Genomic DNA, 22,500 nt, shown 5'->3' on the forward strand with positions numbered 1-22,500 from the left:
GTACGGCCCCATCCCCGGCACCCCGCCATGATCCGCGCGGTGCGCCATGCGCCATATCCCAGGCCTCCGGGCCGTTCAAAAAACCCCGATAAAATTCCCGCTCCGCGAGCCCGGATTTCCGGGCATTTCAGCCTCCCAATTTTGCGTTCAAAAACCATTTGTTTTTCGCACAAAGCGCTTGACTGCCGCGCATAGCGGAGCGACATTTTTCGAGTAAATTCAGTCACTTAAAGCGGCCCAGCCGCACCATTGAACGGAGATACACCTATGCAAGTCATGCGCACGTTTTCACACCGCGAGTTTGGCAATTTGGGCGAGGCAACCTTGGCCGTCGAAAAGGGCAAATGGACACTCGACGGCCAAGCCCTTCCAGACGCCTCGGTCGAGTACCTCATGGGCTTCGCCCTCCAGTCCCTGCAGGACGCATACGCGGGCGCGAAGAGCCAGGAGGCGGCTAGCGCCGCTTTCGACGCCAAGCGCAAACGGCTGATCGAGGGGGCCATTGGGCGAACGGCTGGCTCAGCCGAAGAGCCGCATGTCCGGTTTATCCGCCAGATGGTCCGCAACGCGCTCAGCCCCGACAATAAGGCCCGCTACGAGGCGACCGACGCGAAAGACCGGAACAAGTTCCTCATGGGGCTTTTCACGGGGCTTCCCACCACGAAACGCGACCGTCTCGACGCCCAAGCCCGGACTGCCCATGAGGCATCGCTTGCCGCGAAGGCCGCGACTGAGTTTGAACTGACCATCTAACGGCGCATCGCTAACGTTCTGCTGGGCGGCTCGCGAAAGCGCGCCGTCTAGTTGAACGCAAAGCCTAGCAACATCGAAAGGGCGAACACCATGCGCGCCGCAGTCTACCTCCGCGTATCCACCGACCAGCAAACCACCGATCGCCAAGAGCGCGAGCTTCGAGAAGTCGCGGACCGTACGAGGTGGGAAATTGTCCAAGTCTACCGCGATCACGGCGTTAGCGGGGCGAAGGGGAGGGACAAGCGCCCCGCCTTCGACGCCCTTTGTAAGGATGCCGCCCGCCGCCGCTTCGACGTTGTGATGGCATGGAGCGTCGACCGGCTGGGCCGTTCGCTTCAGGGCCTCGTCGCCTTCCTCTCCGACCTCCACGCCCTCCGCGTTGACCTATTCCTCCACCAGCAGGGCATTGACACAACCACCCCGGCGGGCAAGGCCATGTTTCAGATGATGGGCGTTTTCGCTGAGTTCGAGCGCGCGATGATCAGCGAGCGCGTCAAATCGGGCCTCAATATGGCTCGGGCGAAGGGCAGGAAGCTAGGACGCCCCCGCGTCTCCAAGGTGACGGAGGAGGCGATTGCCCGCGACCACGGAAGCGTCCGCGCTCTCGCAGCTAAGCATCACGTGAGCGTCGGCACTATCCAACGGATCAAGCACCAAGCCTCAGGCAATCCCTCTCGAATTGCGGAGTGATGCTTGAGCGCAAGCGCGAGGGGGGCGCTAAGGCGAAAGTCCACGGGGGAAATATAAGGGCAGGGCACCTACCGCGAGGGCGAAAGCGCAGGAGGTGCTGCGGCTTAAGGCAGATGGGGCTGACAGGGGATGCAATCGCTGAGAAGCTGGGGATTGGAAGGTGTTTCGCATTCTGAGGGATGCGGCGTAAGCTGTGGCATGGGGAATGAGGGTGGAGGAAGCATGGACCCCGACGAAGCGCCGGCTCGCCCGCAAAAAATGTCCGGCTGGGTGTTGTTCGGGGGAATAGCGACGGCAATCTATGTCGCCTTCATTGCATTTGTGCTGATTGACAGCCGGACCGAAGGCTTCTTTAACATCACCAAGAGCAACCTCTCCCTGAACACATTTGGCGATTTCCTGGCGGGCGTTTGCGCGCCACTTGCGTTTCTATGGCTATTCATAGCGACGATGGTTCAGTCTCAGGAGTTGGCACTGCAGCGCGAGGAATTGCGCCTGACGAGAGAGGAATTTCGACTAAACCGGGAGGTCGCCAAACAGCAGGCCGAAGAGGCTCGGAGCCAGGCGCGATTTATCGGGACGCAAACTGCGATTATCCAAGCCAGCGAAATCGACAAGCTCATTGAAATACAAATGCAAGCGGTTGTGCGGCGCGTGAACGACATCAAAGGGTATGAAATCTTTGTTGGCGAGGGAGGCGAGCGAACAAAGATCCCCTTATCGAGCTCCTATTCAGAGCCGTACGTTGATTTTGTCGACGCCGTGAGGGCCTTGATTAAGGCCGCCGAGGACCTCCGGAGGATCAGGTCCCTATTCCCCGAGCGGCCGGTCCACTTCAAGAAGGTAGGAGAGATGCAGGCTATTCATCAGCTTTTTATCGTGATTGAAGAGAACACAGGAAATGCGTCGCAAAAGATTGCTGCAACGCTAAAGAACAGTGACTTTTCAGACGCGGTGACTGCGTCAGAATACTTAGTCACACAATGTGGCGGTTGAGTTCGGCTAGGGGTAGTGATCGCCCCGGCACGGCGAAAGAAAAGTCCGGTTGTGTTGTCTGCCTTATCGGCGCCGAGAGCAGCTCAACAAGGCGACATGCCGACTGGCTTTTGCATGAAATCACTGCCGGCATAGAATAGAAAGAGCGGTATGTCGGGTCAAATGCTTAAGCCTGAGGCTGATTGGAAGAGTGAAGCCTACTGCGGAGAGGGGGCTTACGCTCACGGTTCACTTCAGGACTTTCGGAAGAAGTACTAGCGTCGCAATTTTCGACTCGCTAAGCACCTGATGGCAGAGTAGCAATAGTGGATCAGGGTGGGGTTCTGGCATGACGATGAGTGAATGTTCCCGCTGCTTTGCGCCGCTGATTGTCGCCATCGCATTAAGCTCATCAGCCTCTGCTCAGCAGAACACTTGTGATTGCACCAAAAATCAGAAGGCATCTGCTACTGCAGAGGGGACGTGCTCAGTCGCGGACCTAATGAGTAAGTGCTCGATTACTTTCGAGATTGGCAAGGCGAAGGACCTTGCGCTGCAAGAGATCGAAAAGCAGGGCCTGCTTCAAAATCTTCAATATCTAAAACGGGGTGATGGCTCCAGCGATCCCATTACCGAGGGTATGCGGTTCCTCCAGGACCCCAAAGAATTGACTGGACCCGCGGCAGACGATCCGGCAGCGCTGTCAGGCACAATCTTTCTGGCGCTTTCGCCTTCGGTCGCTGAGGCAGATTCCTCGGCTCTAAAATCCATTCTGGATGGGCTCCAAACCAACGCCAAAGAACTTGCCGCGACGTTTTTAGATTCTGATGCCAATTCGCCCAGCCGAATTGACGACATTGGTGGTCATGCACTGTTTGTTCAACATGGCTGTGTTGCAGTCGTGAATCAGGCTTGGCAGGTTTTCATGAAAACGTTTTGGTCGTCGGCTTCGCCGGCAGGCTGCATATCTAAATGAAAATGTTCGATATGCTCTCTCTGATTTGGGACGCGGTACCGAAGGTACAATCGTCCATCACGCTGATTACGTTTCTGGTAGCTGCAGCCTTAACCGGCTTTTATTTCTACCTTGGGCATCGAGAGCGGGTGCTGAAGGGAGCGCCGCCCGAGCAACGACGTGAAATGGTGGATGCCCTCAACAAGTTTTTCCATGTTGACACGAGCAATCTATCTCCGGAGCAAAAACTGCAACTTGCCCTCGCGCAAGTTCGAACAGGGAATGCGCGCCTACTTATGTGGCTAGTTTTTTTCTTGCTGATGTCCCTAGTCTTCGCCGGATGGACTGTCTATTCCACTGTGCAAAACTTGGTATCGTTTGAGGGAAAACTTGGCTCATTAGTCTCGTCCATGAAGGACGATCCGAACTCTCCGGCAGTGACTAACTCATCCGACGTTTCCGATTTCTGGGTTTCCAGCACGACGGCAGCTTCGTCGCGAGCGCTGATCCTGCGCCTATGCGAGACGAACGTTTGCTTAGCATGCAAGCAAGAAGGCGCTACCATACAAGTGTCTGCTGATGGTCGGCTCAAAACCTACAAGGACAAGAATGGAACTGCCTTAAAACGCTGCCAGTGACATTGCTCACGGCATTTCCGTCCGGCGCACATTCCTCATCCAAAGCATGCGGCACCGGCAGCTAGGTATCGGCAATCAGCCGGTCGTCCAGGATTGTCTCGGTCAGATCGCGCTTCCTCTTTCCCATCTCCTTCGCCAACAAAGGCCCGCTGCGAAAAATGCGGCGGGAAGGAATCGATGAGAGCGGAGTCATTTCATCCTGTCGGGCAGGAACTGGAGATCATCCGTTTTCGGCGGCTGGTCGAGATCAGATGGGAGAGGCGGGACTTCCGCCCACTTCGGCCACGCCTTAGTCGATGATGCTAGGACTGTTTATCGCCCTTGCCTTTTTCAACCGCTTCCCAATCCCATCCAGCTCAATCACCGTGCCGCTGGTCGGCGCAAGTCCTACGGCCCAATCCTTCTCGGCAGGCCACTCTCCCTTCCGAAACATCTCCACCCGCCGCTGCGCCTTCGCAAGCCGCAACGAAAGCTCCGCCTGGGCGTGCGAGTCCACCGCCTTCGCGGTCCCCGGCACCACCCGCCGCGCCTCAACCTTGCGGATCAGCTTCAGCGCCTCCAGCTTCAGCCCAATATCTTGCCGAGGGTCTTCCGCCACGCCCATAAGGAACTGGTAAGTGAGGTCGAACACCTCGGGCGGGGCCTCGTACTCAATGATCGCCTTGGCGGCGTCGATGGAGCGCGCGGTCGGCACCTCCGGCGATGTCATGATAAGCAGCAGCTTCCGCAGCGCCGGGCTGATTTCAGGGTCGGTCATTGCTTGCTCCTTGGAGGAACACCATAGTGTGTTACTAATGTAAATCCGGTGTTACCGAATATCGATGGATTTTCATCATTGTAACACTAGTAACATCTGTAACATGCCCAATTAATTCGGTCGTACCGTGATATATCAGATCGGGGAAAGCCCTAGCACGCACCCCGTTACACCCGTTACACCGTTACGCCATACATTCCGCTCATCCCAATGACTTCCAATAGCCCCTAGCCGGCCCGGCATCGAACCGGATCAACTTAGGCCCCTCCCACCCCAGCCGCCTCATGCAATCGGCCAAGCGCTGCGTCGCACTATTTCGCGCCTCGGCCAAGTCGATCTTAAGTACCTGCTCAAAGACAGCTTGCGTGGATATCCGCAACTCGCCCCCCGCAAGCTGAGCCGCCGCGTCCAAGCGCCCCACCAGCAATTCCTCCCACGGATCACCCGCCACGCGCTCGGCCTGCCTTTCCGCCGCGAGCGACCAAAGGCTTTCGGGAATGGTGATCGGGTCAGCTGCATCCACCTCGGCCGCCGCAGCCTCGGCCCAAAGCTGGTCCCGCACCCCGGCCAGTCCCGCCAAGTCAATCTTGCCGGTGGCGACCGGCCAGAACCTTCGGTTCCCGGTCGGGTCTTGCAGATACTGCGCGTCGTTTGTCGTCCCGATAAAGATGCAGCGGCGAGGCGCATCCTCCCGGTCCCGTTGGAACGCCCCCCGCGCTCGGTCGTAGGTCTTCGAAATGAACTGCTTGACGCCCCTAATGTCAGCTCTGCGTAGCCCGACCAACTCGGGCAGTTCCACAATCCACTTTCCCTGCAGCAGTTCCTGCTGCTCCTTGTAGCTCACGCCGATCGCGATCTCGTCGGAGAAGAAGTCCTCGCCCCCCGCCAGCACCTTCAGCGCCGTCGATTTCCCTTGGCCTTGCGGCCCCTCCAGCACCATCACGAAATCGAACTTGCAGCCCGGTTTCCGCACTCGCCGCACAGCGGCGATCAGCACCGCCTGGCCAATGGCGCTGGTCAGTTCATCCGGCTCCGCCCCCAGGTATCGGGTAATCCACGAGTCGAGCCTCGGCTGGCCATCCCACTTCAATCCATCGAGATATTCGCGGACGGGGTCGAACGCATTCTCTAGCGCCATGATGCGGATTGCATCCCGAGTGTGGCTCGGTTCCGGATCAAATTGTAACCTTTCCGTTATGACGTCCCGCACCTTCAGAACGATGTCCTCCATCGTCACGCCGAGGTGTCCACCGTAGCCCTCGATGGTAATCCGCTGCCGGAACAGGTCGAACCGAAACACAATGCCGAGCTGCTGGATCGCCCGCTTCGCATTCTCCAGCGACGGCACGATTCCGCTGGGATTTCGGACCTTGCTAAGTTCAGACGCTGTGACGACAACAGCGCCACCATTGCCGGCCTGCTTTTTCGCCAAGTTTTCCGTGACCAGACTTAGGAACGGCAGTGGACCGTCGCCCTTCTTCACCAAATCATCCATCAGTAAAACAACCTCTGTTCGCGCTCGATGAGCTTCTGGCAGGCGTCCAACACTGCCTTTCGGGCGGCGCGGCTTGCCTTGCAGGGCAGAGCGACCGCATCAATCAGGTCCACCGCCTCCATTAGCCGCTCGAACACCTCGGCAAACTCTTCCTCCCTGCGGCTTAACGGCCGCCCCGCCACCTTCGCCATCTGCCGGCTTCGCCGCTTCGCTCGCACCTGTTCAAATGAAATCACCGTTCCCATTTCCGAACTCCCTCACGTTGCCAGCACGATCCACACGATCACGACCACGGAAAAAGCGAACGCTGCGAACGCGGGGAGGTCTCGCAGCGTTCTCATCATCACAGCAGCCGCAGGGCGACGAGGTCACCCATCCCACGGCGTTCCATCTCGCGCTCGGCCAATTCGACCAAGTCGCTAAGGATTTCCTGTAGTTCGTGACTTGGCGACATGCCACACGCCTCCATCCTCGCCAGCGCTAGCCTTAGGCGTTCGTCCTCAGGCAGTGCCGCGAGTTGGGCGAGCCAGTCGTCTCCAAGCCGAAGGCCCCAGAGGATGCGCTGGACTTGGCGCTCGGTTTTCTTCGTGCCCACGGCGTCATTCCTCCTCGGGGATCAGGCTGACAAGAAAATCTCTCACGTCGGCAAACTCGCCTGCGAGGGCTATGATGCTGCGGGGAGCGTCGGGGAAGGCGGCTTTGATCCGTTGTTGCTTTGCCTGTGTTTCTCGCTGGAGTTCCAGATCGCGCTTATGGCTTTCCTGCAGCTCGGTTCGCCAAGGCTCGTTGGCGAGCGGCATTTCGCTCGGATGCGTCTTCTTGGCGAAGTCGGGATCGCGCATCAGGGCGGTAAAGGATGTGTCGTCGGCCATGTTCATTCCTCCTTACGCTGCTGCCGAAGAGTCGCGCTGGGCGAGGCAGCGTTCTTGCCAGGCCGTGATCTCCTCGGCGTCCCATGCCACGGCCTTTGGGCCGATGCGGATGGGTTTCGGGAACATCCCTGCCTTCATCACCTCGTACATGCTTGACGTGCTGAGGCCGGTTAGACGTTGAACTTCTGGGCGTCTGAGGAAGGTTTTCATATGTATATCTCTCCGTGTTTACAGTATTTGCGTCCATGATCGGCCCGCAATTTACAATTTACCGCCGGGTGTTAATGGTTGCAATGACGCGTTCGTGCACATTCGGTTCCATGATCTCTGAGGATACCTATGGTATCGTGTATCATCACGAAAATGTGATCGAAATTTCAAAAAGCCATACTTTAAAGCTGTAAACTAAGCGAATTAACTGCCGATATCTTGCGTGGGCCCTGCGATTTGCTGACGGCCTAGACGGTCAGGCGCAAAAGCTGAACTGGGACTCATGACGGGAGATGAAGAGGGGGGAGTCCTGGGCTGGGCTTTGCCCCACGTGCATAAGCCATACTTTCCGCCGGCCCGCGCGGGCGTCGTTGGGCCCGTCAACGGTTGTGGGTAGAAACGTTGGCAGAAATTAGTTTGCTCTATAAGTCTTTGTTTTTATTGCTTATTTTGTACAATATGGCGGAGGGAGTGGGATTCGAACCCACGGTGGGCTTGCACCCACGCCGGTTTTCAAGACCGGTGCCTTAAACCGCTCGGCCATCCCTCCAAGTACTGGACTTCAAAGAGCTTTCCGGCCCGTTGCGGTCTGCTAAAAAGGCCGTTTGCTACGCACTTTGCAACTATATGGTCTTTCGACTTGCGCTTATAGCTACCTGCAGCGCCGCGTCAACTTGCTCTGCGCGTCCGCCTGCATGCCGGGCATGACATGGGAATAAAGATCCAATGTAATCCCGATGGTCGAGTGCCTAAGGCGTTCGCTGGCGACCTTTGGATGAACGCCGGGCCGATAGCATCTGTGTGGCGTGGGTGTGCCGAGGTCATGAAAGCGGATACGGGGCAGGGCGGTCTTTCCCAAGACGCGCACCCACTCATGCGTAAGCGACTTGGCTGCAACGGTGAGCCGTCGACCTGGGCAACGACGAAGCTGTCACCGTTCGGCCTAAGCCCCAAACGGAGCTGTTCCTCGGCTGGCCGGGTTCGATGGGCTTTCAGCTCTGCAACGGTGCTGGCCGAAAGTGCTACTGTTCGCGCTCTGCCAGACTTCGGTTCTTTGTACCGCACTCCGTCATCCGTCTGCTCGGCGCTTTCTTCGATAGACATCTGCCGGCGGTTGTCCCCGAGGTCCAGATGGCGCCAGCGCAACGCCAGGATCTCGCCACGGCGCAGGCCGCACGTCACCGCCAGCAAGACCGGGATGAACAAGTGCGTCGGTCGGAGCGTTTCGAGCAATGTGGCCGTCTGGTCCTCGTCGTAGGCAAGCATTTTCTTCCGCTCGACCTTCGGCGGTGTCGTCGCCAGCGCCGGATTGCGCGACAGCCTTTCCCATGTCACCGCCTGGCCCAACATTCCCGCGCTCAGAATATCTACCAAGACGATCCTCGACGCCATTGTGCATTACGACGCCGGTTTAGCTGACGTTGCGCACCAGGGTGATGACGCTGCGGCTCCAGGCTTCGCGATCGGGAGCGAAAAGCCCGTAATCCAGTATCGCGCCGTTCAGGCACGCGCGAATGCGATGACAATCGATCGTTCTAGCGCGCCTAGTGCAGATTGAGGCGCAAAGCGGGTGATCGCAGAGATCTGGTTCTGACCGAGTAGCTGCCATTCCATTTACGCATCTGAATGGACCGCTTCTGGCGCAAGATGCTCGTTCGTGCTGGTCAGAAGGGGCGACCGCCCACCACCCTCTGGCGACGATGTCACCGTGCAGCGGCATCGACTGCTTCGGGTCAAGAGCTTGAATATGAGAAATGCGCTAACTGTGACGGCGGTGGTCACGGTGGCTCGAGTGTCAGCAGATGTGGTAAGGTTGAGTGTCGGCGAGTAGCAGAGGTCCAGCAACAATGACTTTGAGGCGAACCAGAGCTTACGGCCCATCCGGCTTGGTTCTAGCGGTTTGCGCTGTGTTTGCTTGGCAGAACGCCACTGCTGCTCAAAATTGCCACGCAGCCCCGACGCCTGGCGTCAATTGGCACGAGTGTGACAAGAAGCTTCTCATCCTAGAAGGACAGGACCTGAGCGGGGCGAACCTGTTCGGTGTTGATTTCACTTCGACCGACCTCAGGAACAGCAATCTCCTTGCGGCAAATCTTGAAAAGGCAACGCTTGTGCGTGCTTCCCTGGCCGACTCGACCGCCAAAGGCGCCCGGTTCGACAGAATCGAGGCCTACAGGACCGACTTCAGCCGTATGGACGCGCAGGGCGCTGTGTTTGCGAGCGCGGAAATGCAGCGCTCGAATTTCCAGGACGCCAATCTGACCAATGTTGATTTCACAAAGGCAGAATTGGGGCGTGCGCAGTTCCATGACGCCGATATCAGCGGCAGCCGCTTCTCGTTTGCCAATCTCGCACGGGCGGACTTCCGAGGAGCGACGTTCACCGCGCCGATAGACTTTGACCGCGCCTTTTTCTTTCTGACCCGTATCGAGGGCGTCGACCTTTCCAATTCGGCGGGTCTGTCCCAATGGCAGATCAACATGGCTTGCGGAGACGCCCGGACCGAGTTGCCTTCTGGCTTGACGAGGCCTGCAGATTGGCCCTGTCAATTCCAGCAGGAATAGTTGAACTTCCTTCTTCGTCGCCTTCGCGATAGAGCATCAGCTCCAATAGAGTTCTCAGCGGAAAAGTCTTCCCTACGCAGCCCTTTGGCGATCAATGATCCAGCACAAACCCGACGGTTTGGTAGTGATAGTCGAGTGACATGTCTCAAGCCCCACAGCGAACGTTGATAGAACATGCTGCTACGTTTTTTGCAACGCAGCGCTACGGTATTGGATGGGAAGACGTGGCATGAAATGCGCTACCGCACCCGCAAACCGTTGACAGTGAAGGCCTTGGCAAGACGTGGCAGGATAGAGCGGGATGCCGTCAACCGAATTTCAAGACCGGTGCCTTAAACCGCTCGGCCATCCCTCCATCGTGATTTTTCAACCACTTGGATGCTCGTCCTGATCTCAACTCATACCTGTTGGCACTGCTGCGCCGCCTGGAGATCGTTCGCGCTTCATTGCTCTAGTGCGCCTAGCGTTGCCCGTTCCGGCCAAGGGCAGGGCATGGGCGCCTGACGGCAGGGCTGAAAGCAAGCCGAACAGCGCAGCGCCGAAGGTCGAAAAGCGGTGATTTTCACAGCGATCACCGGGAAGATTTGTGCCACAATCTCGCCCGGTTCCGACCACAATCGGTTAATACGGTGATAAACAATTCCTGTGCACAAGGGACTGCGAATCAAGGTGGCGCTAGCGTTTGTCGAGTGGGTTTGGCCCCGCCGACGATCAAGTTGCGGTGCCTTTGTTGAGAGGGGACAACCAAAAAATGCAAAGCACGGCGCGCCCGCGTCTTCGTCGCGCTTCCGCGTTCGCCTTGTTTGCCCTGTCGGCTGCCTTGCTGGCGGCTTGCGCCGCGCCGCCACAGCCGAAGGCGATGGTCAACAAGAAACCCCGCTCGAAGGAATACTTTTCCGAATCCGAATACGGCGTGAAGGCCAGCCCGCGCGTCACCTTCAAGATGTCGGGCCTGCAGCGTGGCGGCGGACGCGACCAGCTCGGCAAGCCCTATCAGGTGCGCGGTAAGTGGTATTATCCGAAGGAAGACAAGCGCTACGCCAAGATGGGTCTCGCCTCCTGGTATGGCGAAGCCTTCCACGGCAGGCTGACCGCTAACGGCGAAGTCTACGACATGACACATCTGACCGGCGCGCATCCGACAATGCCGCTGCCGAGCTACGCGCGCGTCACCAATCTGAAGACCGGCAGCTCGATCATCGTGCGCGTCAACGATCGCGGTCCTTACCATGACGGGCGGATCATCGATGTGTCGAAGCGCGCCGCCGAAATGCTCGACTATGCCAATATCGGCACGGCCAAGGTGAAGGTCGAATATGTCGGGCGGGCGCCGCTTGACGGCAATGACGATCGGTACCTGATGGCCTCCTATAATCCAGGCAACAGGGTGCCGGATCCGTCGGACGGCTTGCCCTCCGGTGTCATGATCGCCATGGATGGACCATCGCCGAGTACGGCGTTGGTCGCCGCCGCTCCATTTCCCGGCCAGTTGACGAATTCCGCATCGGCACAGCCTGTCATTGCGGCGCAGGCGCCGGCCTCCGGCAATGTGACGCTGCCCGATTTCGGGCCGATCGTGCCGGAACGCCCGCAGATCAATCTGCCGGCGCAATCGCCGTTCAGCGTAGCGTCGCTGTCTTACGCGGACGAACGCGTGCAGCGCGCCTCCAATGTCTTTGCCGCGCTGGATGGCGCCGGAATGTCGCCTGCCGAAATCCTTCGATCGTGGAAGCGGCAAACTCCTCCGGCCGCTTCGGCCACGTCCTACATCGCGGCTGGCTCGTTCGAGGAGGCCGCCGAGGCACAACGTGTGGCAGCCCGGCTTTCCAGCTTCTGCAAGACCGAAATCGAGCGCTCCGAATTCGAGGGCAAGGACTGGTATTCGGTCAACCTCTATCCGGACGGCCATGGCAGCCTGGACGAGATGCTGCAGGCGGCATGGTCGCATGGCGCACCGGACGCGCTCGTGGTTCGGAACTGACCGGCAAAACCTGAAGTTTTGCCCTGTTGTCCATCGCGCGGTTGATCGGCCGGGACAAAGGCTGATAGGCTAGAGCTTGCCCAGAAATACCGGCTGACAGGTCGAACTTCTCATGAAATCTCGCTTCGCCGCGCCTCTCGCCGGGCTTCTGGGTTTTGGCCTCCTGCTGCTTTCGCTGGCTCCGGCCGCGGCGCAGCTTTTCGAGACCAAGGCCGCGCAGGCCTTCATGATCGATGCCGAAACCGGAACGGTGCTATTTTCAAAGGATGCCGACAGGCCGATTCAGCCGGCGTCGCTGGCCAAGCTGATGACGATGGAGGTGGTGTTCAACGCCATCAAATCGGGCCGCGTGACGCTCGACGACACATTCGTGGTGAGTGAAAACGCATGGCGTACGGGCGGGGCGCCATCCGGGACGTCGACAATGTTTGCCAAACTGAAGTCAACGATCCGGCTGGAAGACCTGATCCAGGGCGTGACGGTCCAGGCAGCCAATGACGGCTGCATCATCATCGCCGAAGGTTTTGCGGGATCGGAGGCGAATTTCGCGACTGAGATGACCGAGCGCGCAAGGCAGATTGGCCTCGAGAAATCGACATTCGTCAATTCAACCGGTCTGCCGGCCGACGGTCAGCAAACAACGATTCGGGAGCTTGCGCTTCTGGCCCTGCATATCTGGCGCTCGTACCCGGACCTCTATCGCTATTACGGCCAGAAGGATTTCACCTGGAACAAGATCACCCAGAGGAACCGCAACCCGCTGCTGGCGATGGATATCGGCGCCGACGGCCTGGCGATCGGCAGGAGCGAGGCATCAGGCTTCGGCGTCGTCGGCTCGGTCAGCCACAGTGGCAGGCGGGTCATTGCGGCGATGAGCGGCCTGGCAAGCGACCGCGAGCGCGCCGAGGAAGCGCGAAAGCTGCTCGACTGGGGCCTTCGTTCCTTCCAGAAGACCGAGATTTTCGCCAAGGACGAGGTGGTCGGCGAGGCCCAGGTTTTCGGCGGTGCGAAATCCGGCGTGGCGCTGAAGGCAAAAGCGCCCGTGGTCATCTTCCTGCCCATCGCCAACCGCGACAAGCTGACCGCCAAGATCGTCTATGACGGGCCGGTTGCAGCCCCGGTGGAGGAGGGGCAACCAGTGGGTGCGCTGCGGGTCTGGATCGGTGATACGCTGAGCCAGGAGACGCCGCTTTTCGCGGGCGAATCGGTTGGCGTGGGCTCGCTGCCGCAACGCGCGCTCGATGCCGCCAAGGAACTGGCCGTCGGCTGGTTGCGTTAATGTACGTCCCAAAAGTGCGCAGCGGTTCTGGGGCAACGACATGCGTGAAAAGGGCCTAAGGCGCGTCGCACATCTTCAGACGCGACGCGCTGTAGCCACGGCGTGGACCTTTTCTCAAGTCAGGACTATTACGGTCCCGCAGCATGGATATAGGCTTTGGTGCACGGATTTTTCATCACCTTCGAAGGCGGAGAAGGGGCAGGCAAGTCGACGCAAATCGAGCGGCTGGCCAGTAAGATGCGCGCCAAGAAATACGATGTCCTTGTCACGCGTGAACCGGGGGGCTCGCCAGGCGCGGAGGCGGTCCGGCATGTCCTGCTTTCCGGCGCTGCCGAGCCATTCGGTCCCAGGATGGAGGCGCTGCTTTTCGCCGCCGCGCGGTCCGACCATGTCGAGCAGGTCATCCGGCCGGCCGTCGAACGCGGCTCGATCGTGCTTTGTGATCGCTTCATGGACTCCTCGCGCGTCTACCAGGGCGTCACCGGCGGCCTCGATCCGGCGTTCATGGGCGCGCTCGAAAAGGTCGCCATCAACGGCATGGTGCCCGACATGACGCTGATCTTCGATATCGACCCGGTCGAAGGGCTGCGGCGCGCCACGGCACGGCGGGGCACCGATACCGGCGCCGATCGTTTCGAAAAGGAAACGCTTGATATCCATCAGCGCCGCCGCGAAGCCTTTCTGGCGATCGCCGCGGCAGAGCCCGAGCGCTGCATCGTCGTCGACGCGTCCGCCGACCCCGACACGGTGGAGAACGTCGTCACCGCCGCCGTGTTCGCGGCCCTGGAGACGATGACACCGGCGCACAGGAAGCAGGCGCCGGGATGATTTTCGAACGGATCGCACCAGAACAGCACGACACATTGGACGGCGTTCCGGAGCCGTCCGAGACCCCGCGCCTGGTTGGACATGGCCAGGCAGCGACCATGCTGGCGTCAGCCTATCGCTCCGGGAAGCTGCCGCATGCGCTGATCTTTGTCGGACCGGTCGGCATCGGCAAGGCGACGCTCGCCTTTCACCTTGCGCATCATCTGTTGAAGCATCCGGCGTTCGAACAGGCGCCGGAAGTCCTTGCCGTTCCTGATCCGGCGTCATCGCTGTTTCGCCAGATCGCCACCGGCGCACATCCTTCGGTGCTGCATCTGACCCGCCCGACGAACGACAAGACGAAGAGCTTCAAGACGGTCGTCACCGTCGATGAGATCCGCAAGGTCAGCCGCTTCCTGTCGCTGACCTCGCATGACGGTAGCTACCGGGTGGTGATCGTCGATCCGGCCGACGACATGAATACCAATGCGGCCAACGCTTTGTTGAAGAATCTTGAAGAACCACCGGCACGCACACTGTTCATCTTGATCGTCCATGCGCCGGGCAGCCTGCTGCCGACGATCCGCTCGCGCTGCCAGATGGTGCGGCTGACGCCGCTCGACGCCGAGAGCCTGATGACGGTTCTGGAGAGCGTCGAACCACCGCCGCCGGACGATCCCGCGGCGCGCGCGGCACTGGCCAAGCGGGCAGAGGGCAGCGCGCGCACCGCAATCCTGTTGACGCAGTATGGCGGGCTGGAGATCGCCGAGACGCTCGACGCCCTGGCGACAGCGGGAATGAGCGATGTTGCCGGCGCCTATCGCCTCGCCGAGGCGGTCGCCGGGCGCGACCAGGCGATCCAGTTCGATATCTTCAATCGCCGTGCGCTTGACCTGCTCTCGACCGGGGCAAGCCAGGCCGCGCTGGCGGGCGATCTGGCGCGGGCCAAAACGCTGTCGGATACTTGGCACGAGGCTTTGAACGCAATATCTGAAACCGACACCTACAATCTCGACAAAAAGCAGCACGCCTTGACGATGATCGACCGCTTGAATTCTGCAATGCGAATGTGACGGCCCATCGGGATGGCAATCGCCGTTTCGATGCGATATCTCACCGGCATCTTTCATTCAGACATTCATGACGGCTCATCCATGGCACGCGATAAATACTACCTCACGACGCCGATTTTTTATCCGAACGGCAAGCCGCATATCGGTCATGCCTACAATGTCATCGCCAGCGACACGCTTGCCCGCTTCCAGCGGCTCGACGGCAAGGACGTCTTCTTCGTCTCGGGGACCGACGAGCACGGCTTGAAGATGCAGCAAACGGCGGACGCTGAAAGCCTGACGCCGAAAGCGCTTGCCGATCGCAATTCGGCGATCTTCCGCTCGATGCTCGAAGCGACCGGCTGCTCTAACGACGTTTTCATCCGCACCACCGAGGAGCGCCACTACAAGGCCTGCCAGGCGATCTGGACGCGCATGGCGGAGAATGGCGACATCTACCTCGACCGCTATAGCGGCTGGTATTCGGTGCGGCAGGAAGCCTATTTCGACGAGGCCGAAACCAAGGTCGGTGACGACGGCATACGCCGCGAACCGCTCGGCTCGCCCGTCGAATGGACCGAGGAAGAGAGCTATTTCTTCCGCCTTTCCGCCTATCAGGACAGGCTACTCGCGCTCTATGAGAGCAGCCCCGAATTCATCGGTCCGGCGGAGCGGCGCAACGAAATCGTCAGCTTCGTCAAATCCGGGCTGAAGGATCTGTCGATCTCGCGCACCACGTTCAAATGGGGCGTGCCGGTGCCGGGCGACGACAAGCATGTGATGTATGTCTGGGTCGACGCACTGACCAACTACATCACGGCTGCCGGTTATCCGGATACGGCCAATGACAGATGGTCCTTCTGGCCGGCGAACGTCCACGTCATCGGCAAAGACATCGTGCGCTTCCACGCCGTCTACTGGCCGGCCTTCCTGCTGTCGGCAGGAATCGAACTGCCGAAGCGCGTGTTCGCGCATGGCTTTTTGTTCAACCGCGGCGAGAAAATGTCGAAGTCGGTCGGCAATGTCGTCGATCCGTTCGCGATGATCGAGCATTACGGCCTCGATCAGGTGCGCTATTTCTTCATGCGCGAAGTGCCGTTCGGCCAGGACGGCAGCTACAGCCACGAGGCCATCGTCAACCGCACCAATGCCGACCTCGCCAACGATCTCGGCAATCTGGCGCAGCGCTCGCTGTCAATGATCGCCAAGAACTGCGGCGGCATGGTGCCGAAGCGCGGTGAACCGAACGATGCCGACAAGGCGATCCTCCACCAGGCAAGTGCTGCCCTTGTCACCGCGCGCAGGACGATGGCCGAACAGGGCATCCATCTGGCGCTGGCGGCGATCTTTGGCGTGGTGGCCGAAGCCAACCGCTATTTCGCGGGGCAGGAGCCGTGGGCGCTGAAGAAGACCGATCGCGCGCGCATGGAAACGGTGCTGTGGACGACAGCCGAGGTGATCCGGCGTATCGCGATCCTTTGCCAGCCCGTCGTCCCGACCTCGGCGGCAAAGCTGCTCGACCTGCTGGCGGTGCCGGCGGACAGCCGCGATTTCGCGCATGTCGCCGAGGGTCACGCGCTGGTTTCAGGTACGGCTCTGCCGGCGCCGGAACCGGTTTTTCCACGCTATGTCGAGCAGCCGGACGCGAACATCTGATGTTGGTCGACAGTCACTGCCATCTCGACTTTCCGGATTTCGCAGAGGAGCGGGCGGCCATCGTCGCCCGCGCCTTGGCCGCCGGAATCGGTCGCATGGTGACGATCTCGACGCGTGTGAAGCGGTTCCAACAAGTGCTTGAGATCGCTGAATCTTTCGACGAAGTGTATTGCTCGGTCGGCACCCATCCGCACAATGCCGCCGAGGAGATGGACGTGACTGTCGAGGAGCTTGTCCGGCTATCCGCTCATCGCAAAGTGGTGGCGATCGGCGAGGCCGGGCTCGACTATTTCTACGATCATGCGCCGCGCGATGCGCAGGCGCAGGGCTTTCGCATCCATATCGCCGCCGCGCGTCAAACGGGCCTGCCGCTGGTCATCCATGCGCGCGATGCAGACAGCGACATGGCTGATATCCTCGAGGACGAAACAGGGAAGGGCGCCTTCCCCTTCATCCTGCACTGTTTTTCGTCCGGGCGTAGGTTGGCCGAAGTCGGCGTGGCGCTCGGCGGCTACGTTTCGTTTTCCGGCATCGTGACCTTCAAGAATTCGGCCGAGCTACGCGCCATCGCCGCCGATGTGCCGCGGGACCGCCTGCTGGTCGAAACCGACGCGCCATACCTCGCGCCGATACCGTTTCGCGGGAAGCGCAACGAGCCTGCCTATGTCGCGCATACAGCCAAGGTGCTGGCCGAAACGATCGGCGTCAGCGACGCCGAGATCGCTGACGTCACCACGGACAATTTCTTCCGGCTGTTCAGGAAGATGCCGCGCCCAAGCGCGCTGAGCACCTGACGCATGAGCGACCGGCTGCGCCTCACCATTCTCGGCTGCGGCTCATCGCCGGGCACGCCCCGCATTACCGGCGATTGGGGCAATTGCGATCCGGCCAATTCGAGGAACCGGCGCATGCGCACCGCAGCGCTCGTCGAGCGGATCGCGGCAAACGGCGACAAGACCACCGTCGTAATCGACACCGGGCCGGATTTCCGCGAGCAGATGCTGCTGGCAGCGGTCAGGCGCATCGATGCGGTCGTCTATACGCATCCGCATGCCGACCATATCCACGGTATCGACGATTTGCGCGGCTTCGTGCTCGAGCAGCGTCATCTGATCGATATCCACGCCGACCAGCCCACCATGCTGCGGTTACGGGAAGCGTTCGGCTATTGTTTCGAAACACCGCTAGGCAGTTCCTACCCGCCCATCGTCGAGCCCCATATCATCGACCACGCCAGGCCGGTGATGATCGAAGGCGAGGGGGGTGCCCTCACCCTCGAGCCGCTGCCGCAAATCCATGGCGACATCATATCGCTTGGTTTTCGTATCGGCGGGCTCGCCTATTGCCCCGATATCAGCGATTTCCCCGACGCTACCGCCGAACGGCTGCGCGGTCTGGACATGCTGGTCATCGACGCGCTGCAATACAGGACGCATCCGAGCCATCTTTCGCTCGGCCAAGCACTCGACTGGATCGAAAAACTTGCGCCGAAAAAGGCCGTGCTGACGCATATGCATGTGCCGCTCGACTACGCCACGGTGATGGCGGAGACGCCGGCCGATGTCGAGCCAGCCTATGATGGTATGATGATCGAAATCAATTTTGAAACAGCATGATAGGTTCGGTTCTTCATGGCTGGCAGCATCGATCGCGTGACCAAGGCAGCAGCCGATGCTGGCCTCGACATCGAAATCAGACGCATGGGCGCCTCGACACGCACCGCCGAGGAAGCCGCCGCGCAATGCGGCTGCACCGTCGCACAGATTGTCAAATCGTTGGTTTTCCAAGGACAAGCTAGCGGAAAGCTGTTTCTCTTCCTGGTTTCCGGCTCCAATCAGCTGGATCTAGCCAAGGCTGCCGCACTGACCGGCGAGCCGCTGGAGCGCGCCGACCCGCGGCAGATCCGCGACGAAACCGGCTTTGCCATTGGCGGCGTAACGCCGATCGGCCACCTGATCGCGATCCCGGCGTTCGCCGACAAAACGCTGCTCGATTTCGACCGGGTATGGGCAGCGGCCGGCGCGCACGACGCGGTGTTCGCCGCCGAGCCACATGCAATGGTCAAAGCAGCGCAAGCCGTCGTAGCGACCCTGGCAGCCTGACTCGAACGTGCCGGACCCTATTCGGCGGCGATGGCGGTGGGGGCGGTTGGCAGCATGATGTCGGGCGCAGCCGGCGCAAACAGCATCTTTACGACGCTTCGGAAGGCGAGGATCTGGCGTCCGAGGACACGGGGATCGCCGAGTCCCCGCGACATGATGATACCGCCATCGATCACACAGGAGAACATGATGGCCACGTCGTCGAGATCCATGCCTTTGCGGGCAGGATAAACGGTCGCGATCTCGTTCAGCGCATCGCGAAAACGCCCGTTCCAGGAACGTACGGCGTGGGCGGCGATGTCGCGAACGTTGCGGTCGAAGAGGCGCTCCTGATAGGTGAACGTCGCGATCAGGCAGCCGGGGTGGCCGTTCGGCAGGTCACCCATCAGCTCGGCAAGCAGCTTGAGCGTGATCAGGAAGGACTGCAACGGATCATCGGACAGTTGCCGGCCGCGGTGAAACACCTCATCGAAGATGCGGTCATTCTCCTCGACGTAGCGCAGCATCAAGGCGCGGGCGAGTTCGTTCTTGTCCTTGAAATGATAGAAGAAGCCGCTCTTGGTGATGCCGGCTTCGGCGATCACCTCCTCGATGGAAGTCGCACCGAACCCCTTGGCGCTCGGCGAGGCGATCGACAGGGTCGACGACGCGACGGATGGTGCGCCGGCCTACTATATGATCAACTGCGCCCATCCGACGCATTTCATGCAGGCGCTGAAAAAGGGCGAGCGCTGGGTCGATCGCGTCTATGGCGTAAAGGCGAATGCTTCGGCCAAAAGCCATGCCGAACTGGACGAATCGGAAACGCTCGACCCGGGCGATCCGGACGATCTCGGGCGGCGCTACAGCAGGCTGACAGCCTCGTTTCCGACGATGCGCATCCTGGGCGGCTGTTGCGGCACCGACCACCGGCACATCGCGGCGATCTGCGAGGCCTGCGTGCCGCAAGCAGCGTAGGAACCTGTGTGCGTCCCAGGAGACGCAACGCGACCAGCCGCAGTTCCGCTTAGGGAACAAGGAACTGCGGTTGGGCCGAAAGCACGCAATCAAAACCGCATCTCAGTTCCATAATCTATCTTATGCGACTTTCGGATGGTGGAAAGTAACAGCGTGAACCGAACGAAAGCTCTTGAATTTTGGATCGATTGGCTTCGCTAGGATTTCGCCCCTACCCGCAAACGACCCCATCCTACCACCCAACACGGAAATTCAGCTAACCATCATTAAGACCATCAAGAAATGACCGCATCTCCTCCTTTTCTCGGCTTTCCCGAACGCCTCGCCGATGGTCGCATGCCCCGTGCGGTGATCTTCGGAGCCGGTCACGGCAGCACCTATCCGGGCAAGGACAGCAGCGGCTATGCCTTGGCCGCCAACGCCATCCGCGCTGCGAGCCAGGGCGATGCCGAGCTCGTCGAGCACTGGGATTTCGATCTCGGCGGCCCGCTGTTCGACGGCAAGCCGGTCTGCTGCATCGACGCCGGCGACATCCCGACCACCATGCATGACAATGCCGGCAACCGGGCCAGAACCGAGGCGAAGACGCGCGAGATCCTGGCATTGCCGGCCGTACCGATCCTGCTCGGTGGCGACGATTCCGTGCCCATTCCCTTCCTCGCCGGCTTTGCGGATCACGGGCCGATCTGGATCCTGCAGATCGACGCCCATATCGACTGGCGCGGCGAGTTGCATGGCGAGCGCTACGGCTATTCGAACCCGATGCGCCGGGCGAGCGAGATGCCGCATGTCGCCGGCATCGTGCAGGTCGGCATCCGTGGCGTCGGCAGCGCACGCCTTAGCGAAATCGAAGCAGCGCGGCACTACGGCAGCCGCTTCGTAACCGCCCGCGAAGTTCACGCCGAGGGCGTCGACGCTGCTCTCCGGCATATTCCGGAAGGAGCGCCGATCGTCGTCACCTTCGACTGCGACGGCCTCGATCCCAGCATCATGCCGGGCGTGGCGGCGCGTACGCCCGGCGGCCTCACATACACGCAGGTGATCGATCTGATCGCCGGCCTCGGCAAGCGGGCCAGGATCGCAGGATTCGACCTTGTCGAGCTCTATCCTCCGGCCGACATTGACGGCCTGTCGGCCCTGACCGCCGCGCGTCTTCTCGTCAATGTGATCGGCACCATCGTCCGGCAGATTTGAACCCGGCTTCTCGGGCGATCCGGTCAGTGACAGGAAGGCTCGTCATCGCCTGATGCGACATTTCTGGTCGCAGGGGATGTGACTGTCCCTTGCGTGCGAAGGCCGATTTCCTGGTCAGACCGCCCTCCGCGCTTTCCATTCGTGTCAAAATTCGATATCGCCAAAGTCACCGCCGCCATCGGAGCCGGCGTCGCCTGCCCGGTCGGCAGCGGCTTCGTCTGGCTGTGACGCCGCCGGCTCGGTTGCCTGCGCTTTCGCTTCCGCCAAACATGCCTGCGATGGCGTTGCCGAGAAGCACACCCCCAGCCACGCCCATCGCAGTCTGCGCGGCTCCTGCGAGGAACCCGCCGCGTGCCCTCTGCCGATCATTGCCCAAAAGCGGCTCCTGCGGCACAGCGGCAGCGGTGCGCCCGACCCGCGGGACCGAACCCGAGCGCCTGGCGCCGCCGCCGAAGAGCCCGCCAAGCAATCCGCCGCCGGCAGACTGCTGTGCCTGTTGTTCCAGTTCCTCGATGCGGGACTGTGCCGCTTTCAGGGCCTGCTCTTGCACGACGATGGTCTGCGCCATGTAGTATGGCGCGCCGGGCTGCCGGGCAATCTGATCGTTGATGAAGCGTTCCGCTTCGGTATCGCGCGGCGGCGCCTGTCGCTCGACATTTGCAAGTTTCTCGAAAAGATTGCCGATCGCCTGCTGGTCGTTCCTGTCCATCGGGAAGCAACTCCGGTTATCCGGGCGCCCCGCGTCCAAGAGATTCTCGCGACGCGCTCTAAGTCCCTGTTTTATGCATGTCGCGGCTCCAAAACCGCTGCCGCGACATGCAGTTGATTGACGGGCCTATTCGCGCTCGCCAGTGAAGTTCAGCAGCAGCTGGAAGATGTTGATGAGGTTCAGATAGAGTGAGAATGCACCGAAGACGGCGAGCTTCTGCTGCGATTCCGCACCGAAATTTTCCGCAAACTGCTCCTTGATCGTCTGCGTATCCCAGGCGGTGAGACCGATGAAGACGGCGATGCCGATCACCGAGATCGCGAACTGGAGTGCGGTCGAGCCGAGGAAAATATTGACGATGCTGGCAATCACCACGCCGATCAGGCCCATGATCAGGAAGGACGAGAACTGGGTCAGGTCGCGTTTGGTTGTGTAGCCATAAAGGCTGGTCGCGCCGAACATGGTGGCGGCGATGAAGAAGGTGCGCGCGATGCTGGTCCCGGTGAACACCAGGAACACGGACGCCAGCGACAGGCCCATGACCGCACAGAATGCCCAGAACATCGCCTGAGCGCCGGCCGCAGACATCGTCTGGATCCGGAACGAGAACAGCAGCACGAAGGCGAGCGGTGCCAGCATCACCACCCACTTCAACGGGCTGGAAAAGATCGGCACGTAGAGGGCTGGCGTGGAAGCCACCACGAAGGCGATCACGCCGGTAACGACGAGGCCAACTCCCATGTAGTTGTAGACGCGCAGCATGTGCTGGCGGAGGCCTTCGTCATAGACGGCGCCGGTTTGGGCCCCGACGCCGGTGCGGTATCCTAGATTGGGGGTATTCATGCGGGTTCTCC

At 60.4% G+C, this 22,500-nt stretch carries 24 protein-coding genes, 1 tRNA gene and 1 pseudogene; 16 read left to right on the forward strand and 10 right to left on the reverse strand.

Translation table 11 applies throughout. From position 1 onward, the window contains the following. The first annotated feature begins 267 nt into the window (after positions 1 to 267). The 5 genes from A9K68_RS19040 (at position 268) to A9K68_RS19065 (ending at position 4,011) form a co-directional block, all read left to right on the forward strand. A complete protein-coding gene (locus tag A9K68_RS19040; protein ID WP_065008773.1) occupies positions 268 to 753 on the forward strand; it encodes a hypothetical protein in 486 nt (161 codons plus the stop codon). A gap of 90 nt (positions 754 to 843) precedes the next feature. Then, positions 844 to 1,443, forward strand: a complete 600-nt coding sequence (locus tag A9K68_RS19045; RefSeq protein WP_065008792.1) for a recombinase family protein — start codon at positions 844 to 846, stop codon at positions 1,441 to 1,443. Between the two features lie 222 nt (positions 1,444 to 1,665). Then, positions 1,666 to 2,439, forward strand: a complete 774-nt coding sequence (locus A9K68_RS19055; RefSeq protein ID WP_156768358.1) for a hypothetical protein — start codon at positions 1,666 to 1,668, stop codon at positions 2,437 to 2,439. A gap of 328 nt (positions 2,440 to 2,767) precedes the next feature. Further along, positions 2,768 to 3,394, forward strand: coding sequence for a hypothetical protein (locus A9K68_RS19060; protein WP_156768357.1), 627 nt, complete (start codon positions 2,768 to 2,770; stop codon positions 3,392 to 3,394). Beyond that, entirely contained in the window at positions 3,391 to 4,011 is a 621-nt protein-coding gene (locus A9K68_RS19065; RefSeq protein ID WP_065008770.1) for a hypothetical protein, read from the forward strand. The genes A9K68_RS19060 and A9K68_RS19065 overlap by 4 nt, the downstream gene beginning before the upstream one ends. 289 nt (positions 4,012 to 4,300) lie before the next feature. Here A9K68_RS19065 and A9K68_RS19070 read toward each other — a convergent pair whose 3' ends face one another. The 7 genes from A9K68_RS19070 to A9K68_RS19100 all read right to left on the reverse strand — a co-directional run bounded on the left by A9K68_RS19070 (position 4,301) and on the right by A9K68_RS19100 (position 7,895). Further along, on the reverse strand, positions 4,301 to 4,768 hold the full coding sequence (locus A9K68_RS19070) for a hypothetical protein (protein ID WP_246811189.1): 468 nt from the start codon (positions 4,766 to 4,768) through the stop codon (positions 4,301 to 4,303). 202 nt (positions 4,769 to 4,970) lie between these two features. After that, positions 4,971 to 6,263 carry a virulence-associated E family protein gene (locus A9K68_RS19075; protein WP_065008769.1) on the reverse strand — a complete coding sequence of 431 codons (1,293 nt, stop codon included), beginning with the start codon at positions 6,261 to 6,263 and terminating at the stop codon, positions 4,971 to 4,973. Beyond that, a complete protein-coding gene (locus tag A9K68_RS19080) occupies positions 6,263 to 6,508 on the reverse strand; it encodes a hypothetical protein (protein WP_156768356.1) in 246 nt (81 codons plus the stop codon). The genes A9K68_RS19075 and A9K68_RS19080 overlap by 1 nt, the downstream gene beginning before the upstream one ends. A 98-nt stretch (positions 6,509 to 6,606) precedes the next feature. After that, positions 6,607 to 6,858 carry a hypothetical protein gene (locus A9K68_RS19085; protein ID WP_065008767.1) on the reverse strand — a complete coding sequence of 84 codons (252 nt, stop codon included), beginning with the start codon at positions 6,856 to 6,858 and terminating at the stop codon, positions 6,607 to 6,609. Positions 6,859 to 6,862: 4 nt separating this feature from the next. Then, positions 6,863 to 7,135 (reverse strand): hypothetical protein, encoded by a 273-nt coding sequence (locus tag A9K68_RS19090; RefSeq protein WP_156768355.1) that lies wholly within the window; start codon positions 7,133 to 7,135, stop codon positions 6,863 to 6,865. A gap of 12 nt (positions 7,136 to 7,147) precedes the next feature. After that, complete coding sequence (locus tag A9K68_RS19095) at positions 7,148 to 7,345, reverse strand: AlpA family transcriptional regulator (protein ID WP_065008765.1); 198 nt, start codon at positions 7,343 to 7,345, stop codon at positions 7,148 to 7,150. Positions 7,346 to 7,805: 460 nt separating this feature from the next. Further along, positions 7,806 to 7,895 (reverse strand) — tRNA-Ser (locus A9K68_RS19100). 1,297 nt (positions 7,896 to 9,192) lie between these two features. Between A9K68_RS19100 and A9K68_RS19110 the strand changes: the two genes are divergently transcribed. The 9 genes from A9K68_RS19110 to A9K68_RS19150 all read left to right on the forward strand — a co-directional run bounded on the left by A9K68_RS19110 (position 9,193) and on the right by A9K68_RS19150 (position 18,786). Continuing rightward, positions 9,193 to 9,909 carry a pentapeptide repeat-containing protein gene (locus tag A9K68_RS19110; protein ID WP_065008764.1) on the forward strand — a complete coding sequence of 239 codons (717 nt, stop codon included), beginning with the start codon at positions 9,193 to 9,195 and terminating at the stop codon, positions 9,907 to 9,909. Between the two features lie 751 nt (positions 9,910 to 10,660). Beyond that, positions 10,661 to 11,890 carry a septal ring lytic transglycosylase RlpA family protein gene (locus tag A9K68_RS19115; protein ID WP_065008763.1) on the forward strand — a complete coding sequence of 410 codons (1,230 nt, stop codon included), beginning with the start codon at positions 10,661 to 10,663 and terminating at the stop codon, positions 11,888 to 11,890. 112 nt (positions 11,891 to 12,002) lie between these two features. Next, on the forward strand, positions 12,003 to 13,169 hold the full coding sequence (locus A9K68_RS19120; protein ID WP_065008762.1) for a D-alanyl-D-alanine carboxypeptidase family protein: 1,167 nt from the start codon (positions 12,003 to 12,005) through the stop codon (positions 13,167 to 13,169). A gap of 156 nt (positions 13,170 to 13,325) precedes the next feature. Continuing rightward, positions 13,326 to 13,997: a dTMP kinase gene (tmk, locus tag A9K68_RS19125; RefSeq protein ID WP_065008761.1), complete on the forward strand. Its 672-nt coding sequence runs from the start codon at positions 13,326 to 13,328 to the stop codon at positions 13,995 to 13,997. Then, positions 13,994 to 15,049, forward strand: coding sequence for a DNA polymerase III subunit delta' (locus A9K68_RS19130; RefSeq protein WP_065008760.1), 1,056 nt, complete (start codon positions 13,994 to 13,996; stop codon positions 15,047 to 15,049). The genes tmk and A9K68_RS19130 overlap by 4 nt, the downstream gene beginning before the upstream one ends. A gap of 81 nt (positions 15,050 to 15,130) precedes the next feature. Then, a complete protein-coding gene (metG, locus tag A9K68_RS19135) occupies positions 15,131 to 16,684 on the forward strand; it encodes a methionine--tRNA ligase (RefSeq protein ID WP_065008791.1) in 1,554 nt (517 codons plus the stop codon). Beyond that, complete coding sequence (locus A9K68_RS19140; protein WP_065008759.1) at positions 16,684 to 17,478, forward strand: TatD family hydrolase; 795 nt, start codon at positions 16,684 to 16,686, stop codon at positions 17,476 to 17,478. Before metG ends, A9K68_RS19140 begins: the two co-directional genes overlap by 1 nt. Positions 17,479 to 17,481: 3 nt before the next feature. After that, on the forward strand, positions 17,482 to 18,300 hold the full coding sequence (locus A9K68_RS19145; RefSeq protein WP_065008758.1) for an MBL fold metallo-hydrolase: 819 nt from the start codon (positions 17,482 to 17,484) through the stop codon (positions 18,298 to 18,300). Positions 18,301 to 18,315: 15 nt separating this feature from the next. Beyond that, complete coding sequence (locus tag A9K68_RS19150; RefSeq protein WP_065008757.1) at positions 18,316 to 18,786, forward strand: YbaK/EbsC family protein; 471 nt, start codon at positions 18,316 to 18,318, stop codon at positions 18,784 to 18,786. A 17-nt stretch (positions 18,787 to 18,803) separates the two neighbouring features. Here the strand turns inward: A9K68_RS19150 and A9K68_RS19155 are convergent, their stop codons facing one another. Then, positions 18,804 to 19,370, reverse strand: a complete 567-nt coding sequence (locus A9K68_RS19155; protein WP_246811190.1) for a TetR/AcrR family transcriptional regulator — start codon at positions 19,368 to 19,370, stop codon at positions 18,804 to 18,806. A 31-nt stretch (positions 19,371 to 19,401) separates the two neighbouring features. On the opposite strand from A9K68_RS19155, the pseudogene A9K68_RS19160 reads away from it, so the two are divergent. Both A9K68_RS19160 and A9K68_RS19165 read left to right on the forward strand, forming a co-directional pair. Further along, positions 19,402 to 19,743: pseudogene (locus A9K68_RS19160) on the forward strand (homocysteine S-methyltransferase family protein); the annotation flags it as partial. 282 nt (positions 19,744 to 20,025) lie between these two features. Then, positions 20,026 to 20,937, forward strand: a complete 912-nt coding sequence (locus A9K68_RS19165) for an agmatinase (RefSeq protein WP_065008754.1) — start codon at positions 20,026 to 20,028, stop codon at positions 20,935 to 20,937. Positions 20,938 to 21,103: 166 nt separating this feature from the next. Here A9K68_RS19165 and A9K68_RS19170 read toward each other — a convergent pair whose 3' ends face one another. After that, on the reverse strand, positions 21,104 to 21,646 hold the full coding sequence (locus A9K68_RS19170) for a DUF2076 domain-containing protein (RefSeq protein ID WP_246811191.1): 543 nt from the start codon (positions 21,644 to 21,646) through the stop codon (positions 21,104 to 21,106). Positions 21,647 to 21,772: 126 nt separating this feature from the next. Continuing rightward, positions 21,773 to 22,489: a Bax inhibitor-1/YccA family protein gene (locus A9K68_RS19175; protein WP_065008753.1), complete on the reverse strand. Its 717-nt coding sequence runs from the start codon at positions 22,487 to 22,489 to the stop codon at positions 21,773 to 21,775. Positions 22,490 to 22,500: the final 11 nt, after the last annotated feature.

It is taken from the genome of Mesorhizobium sp. AA22, from assembly GCF_001672375.2.
Taxonomy (GTDB): domain Bacteria; phylum Pseudomonadota; class Alphaproteobacteria; order Rhizobiales; family Rhizobiaceae; genus Mesorhizobium; species Mesorhizobium wenxiniae.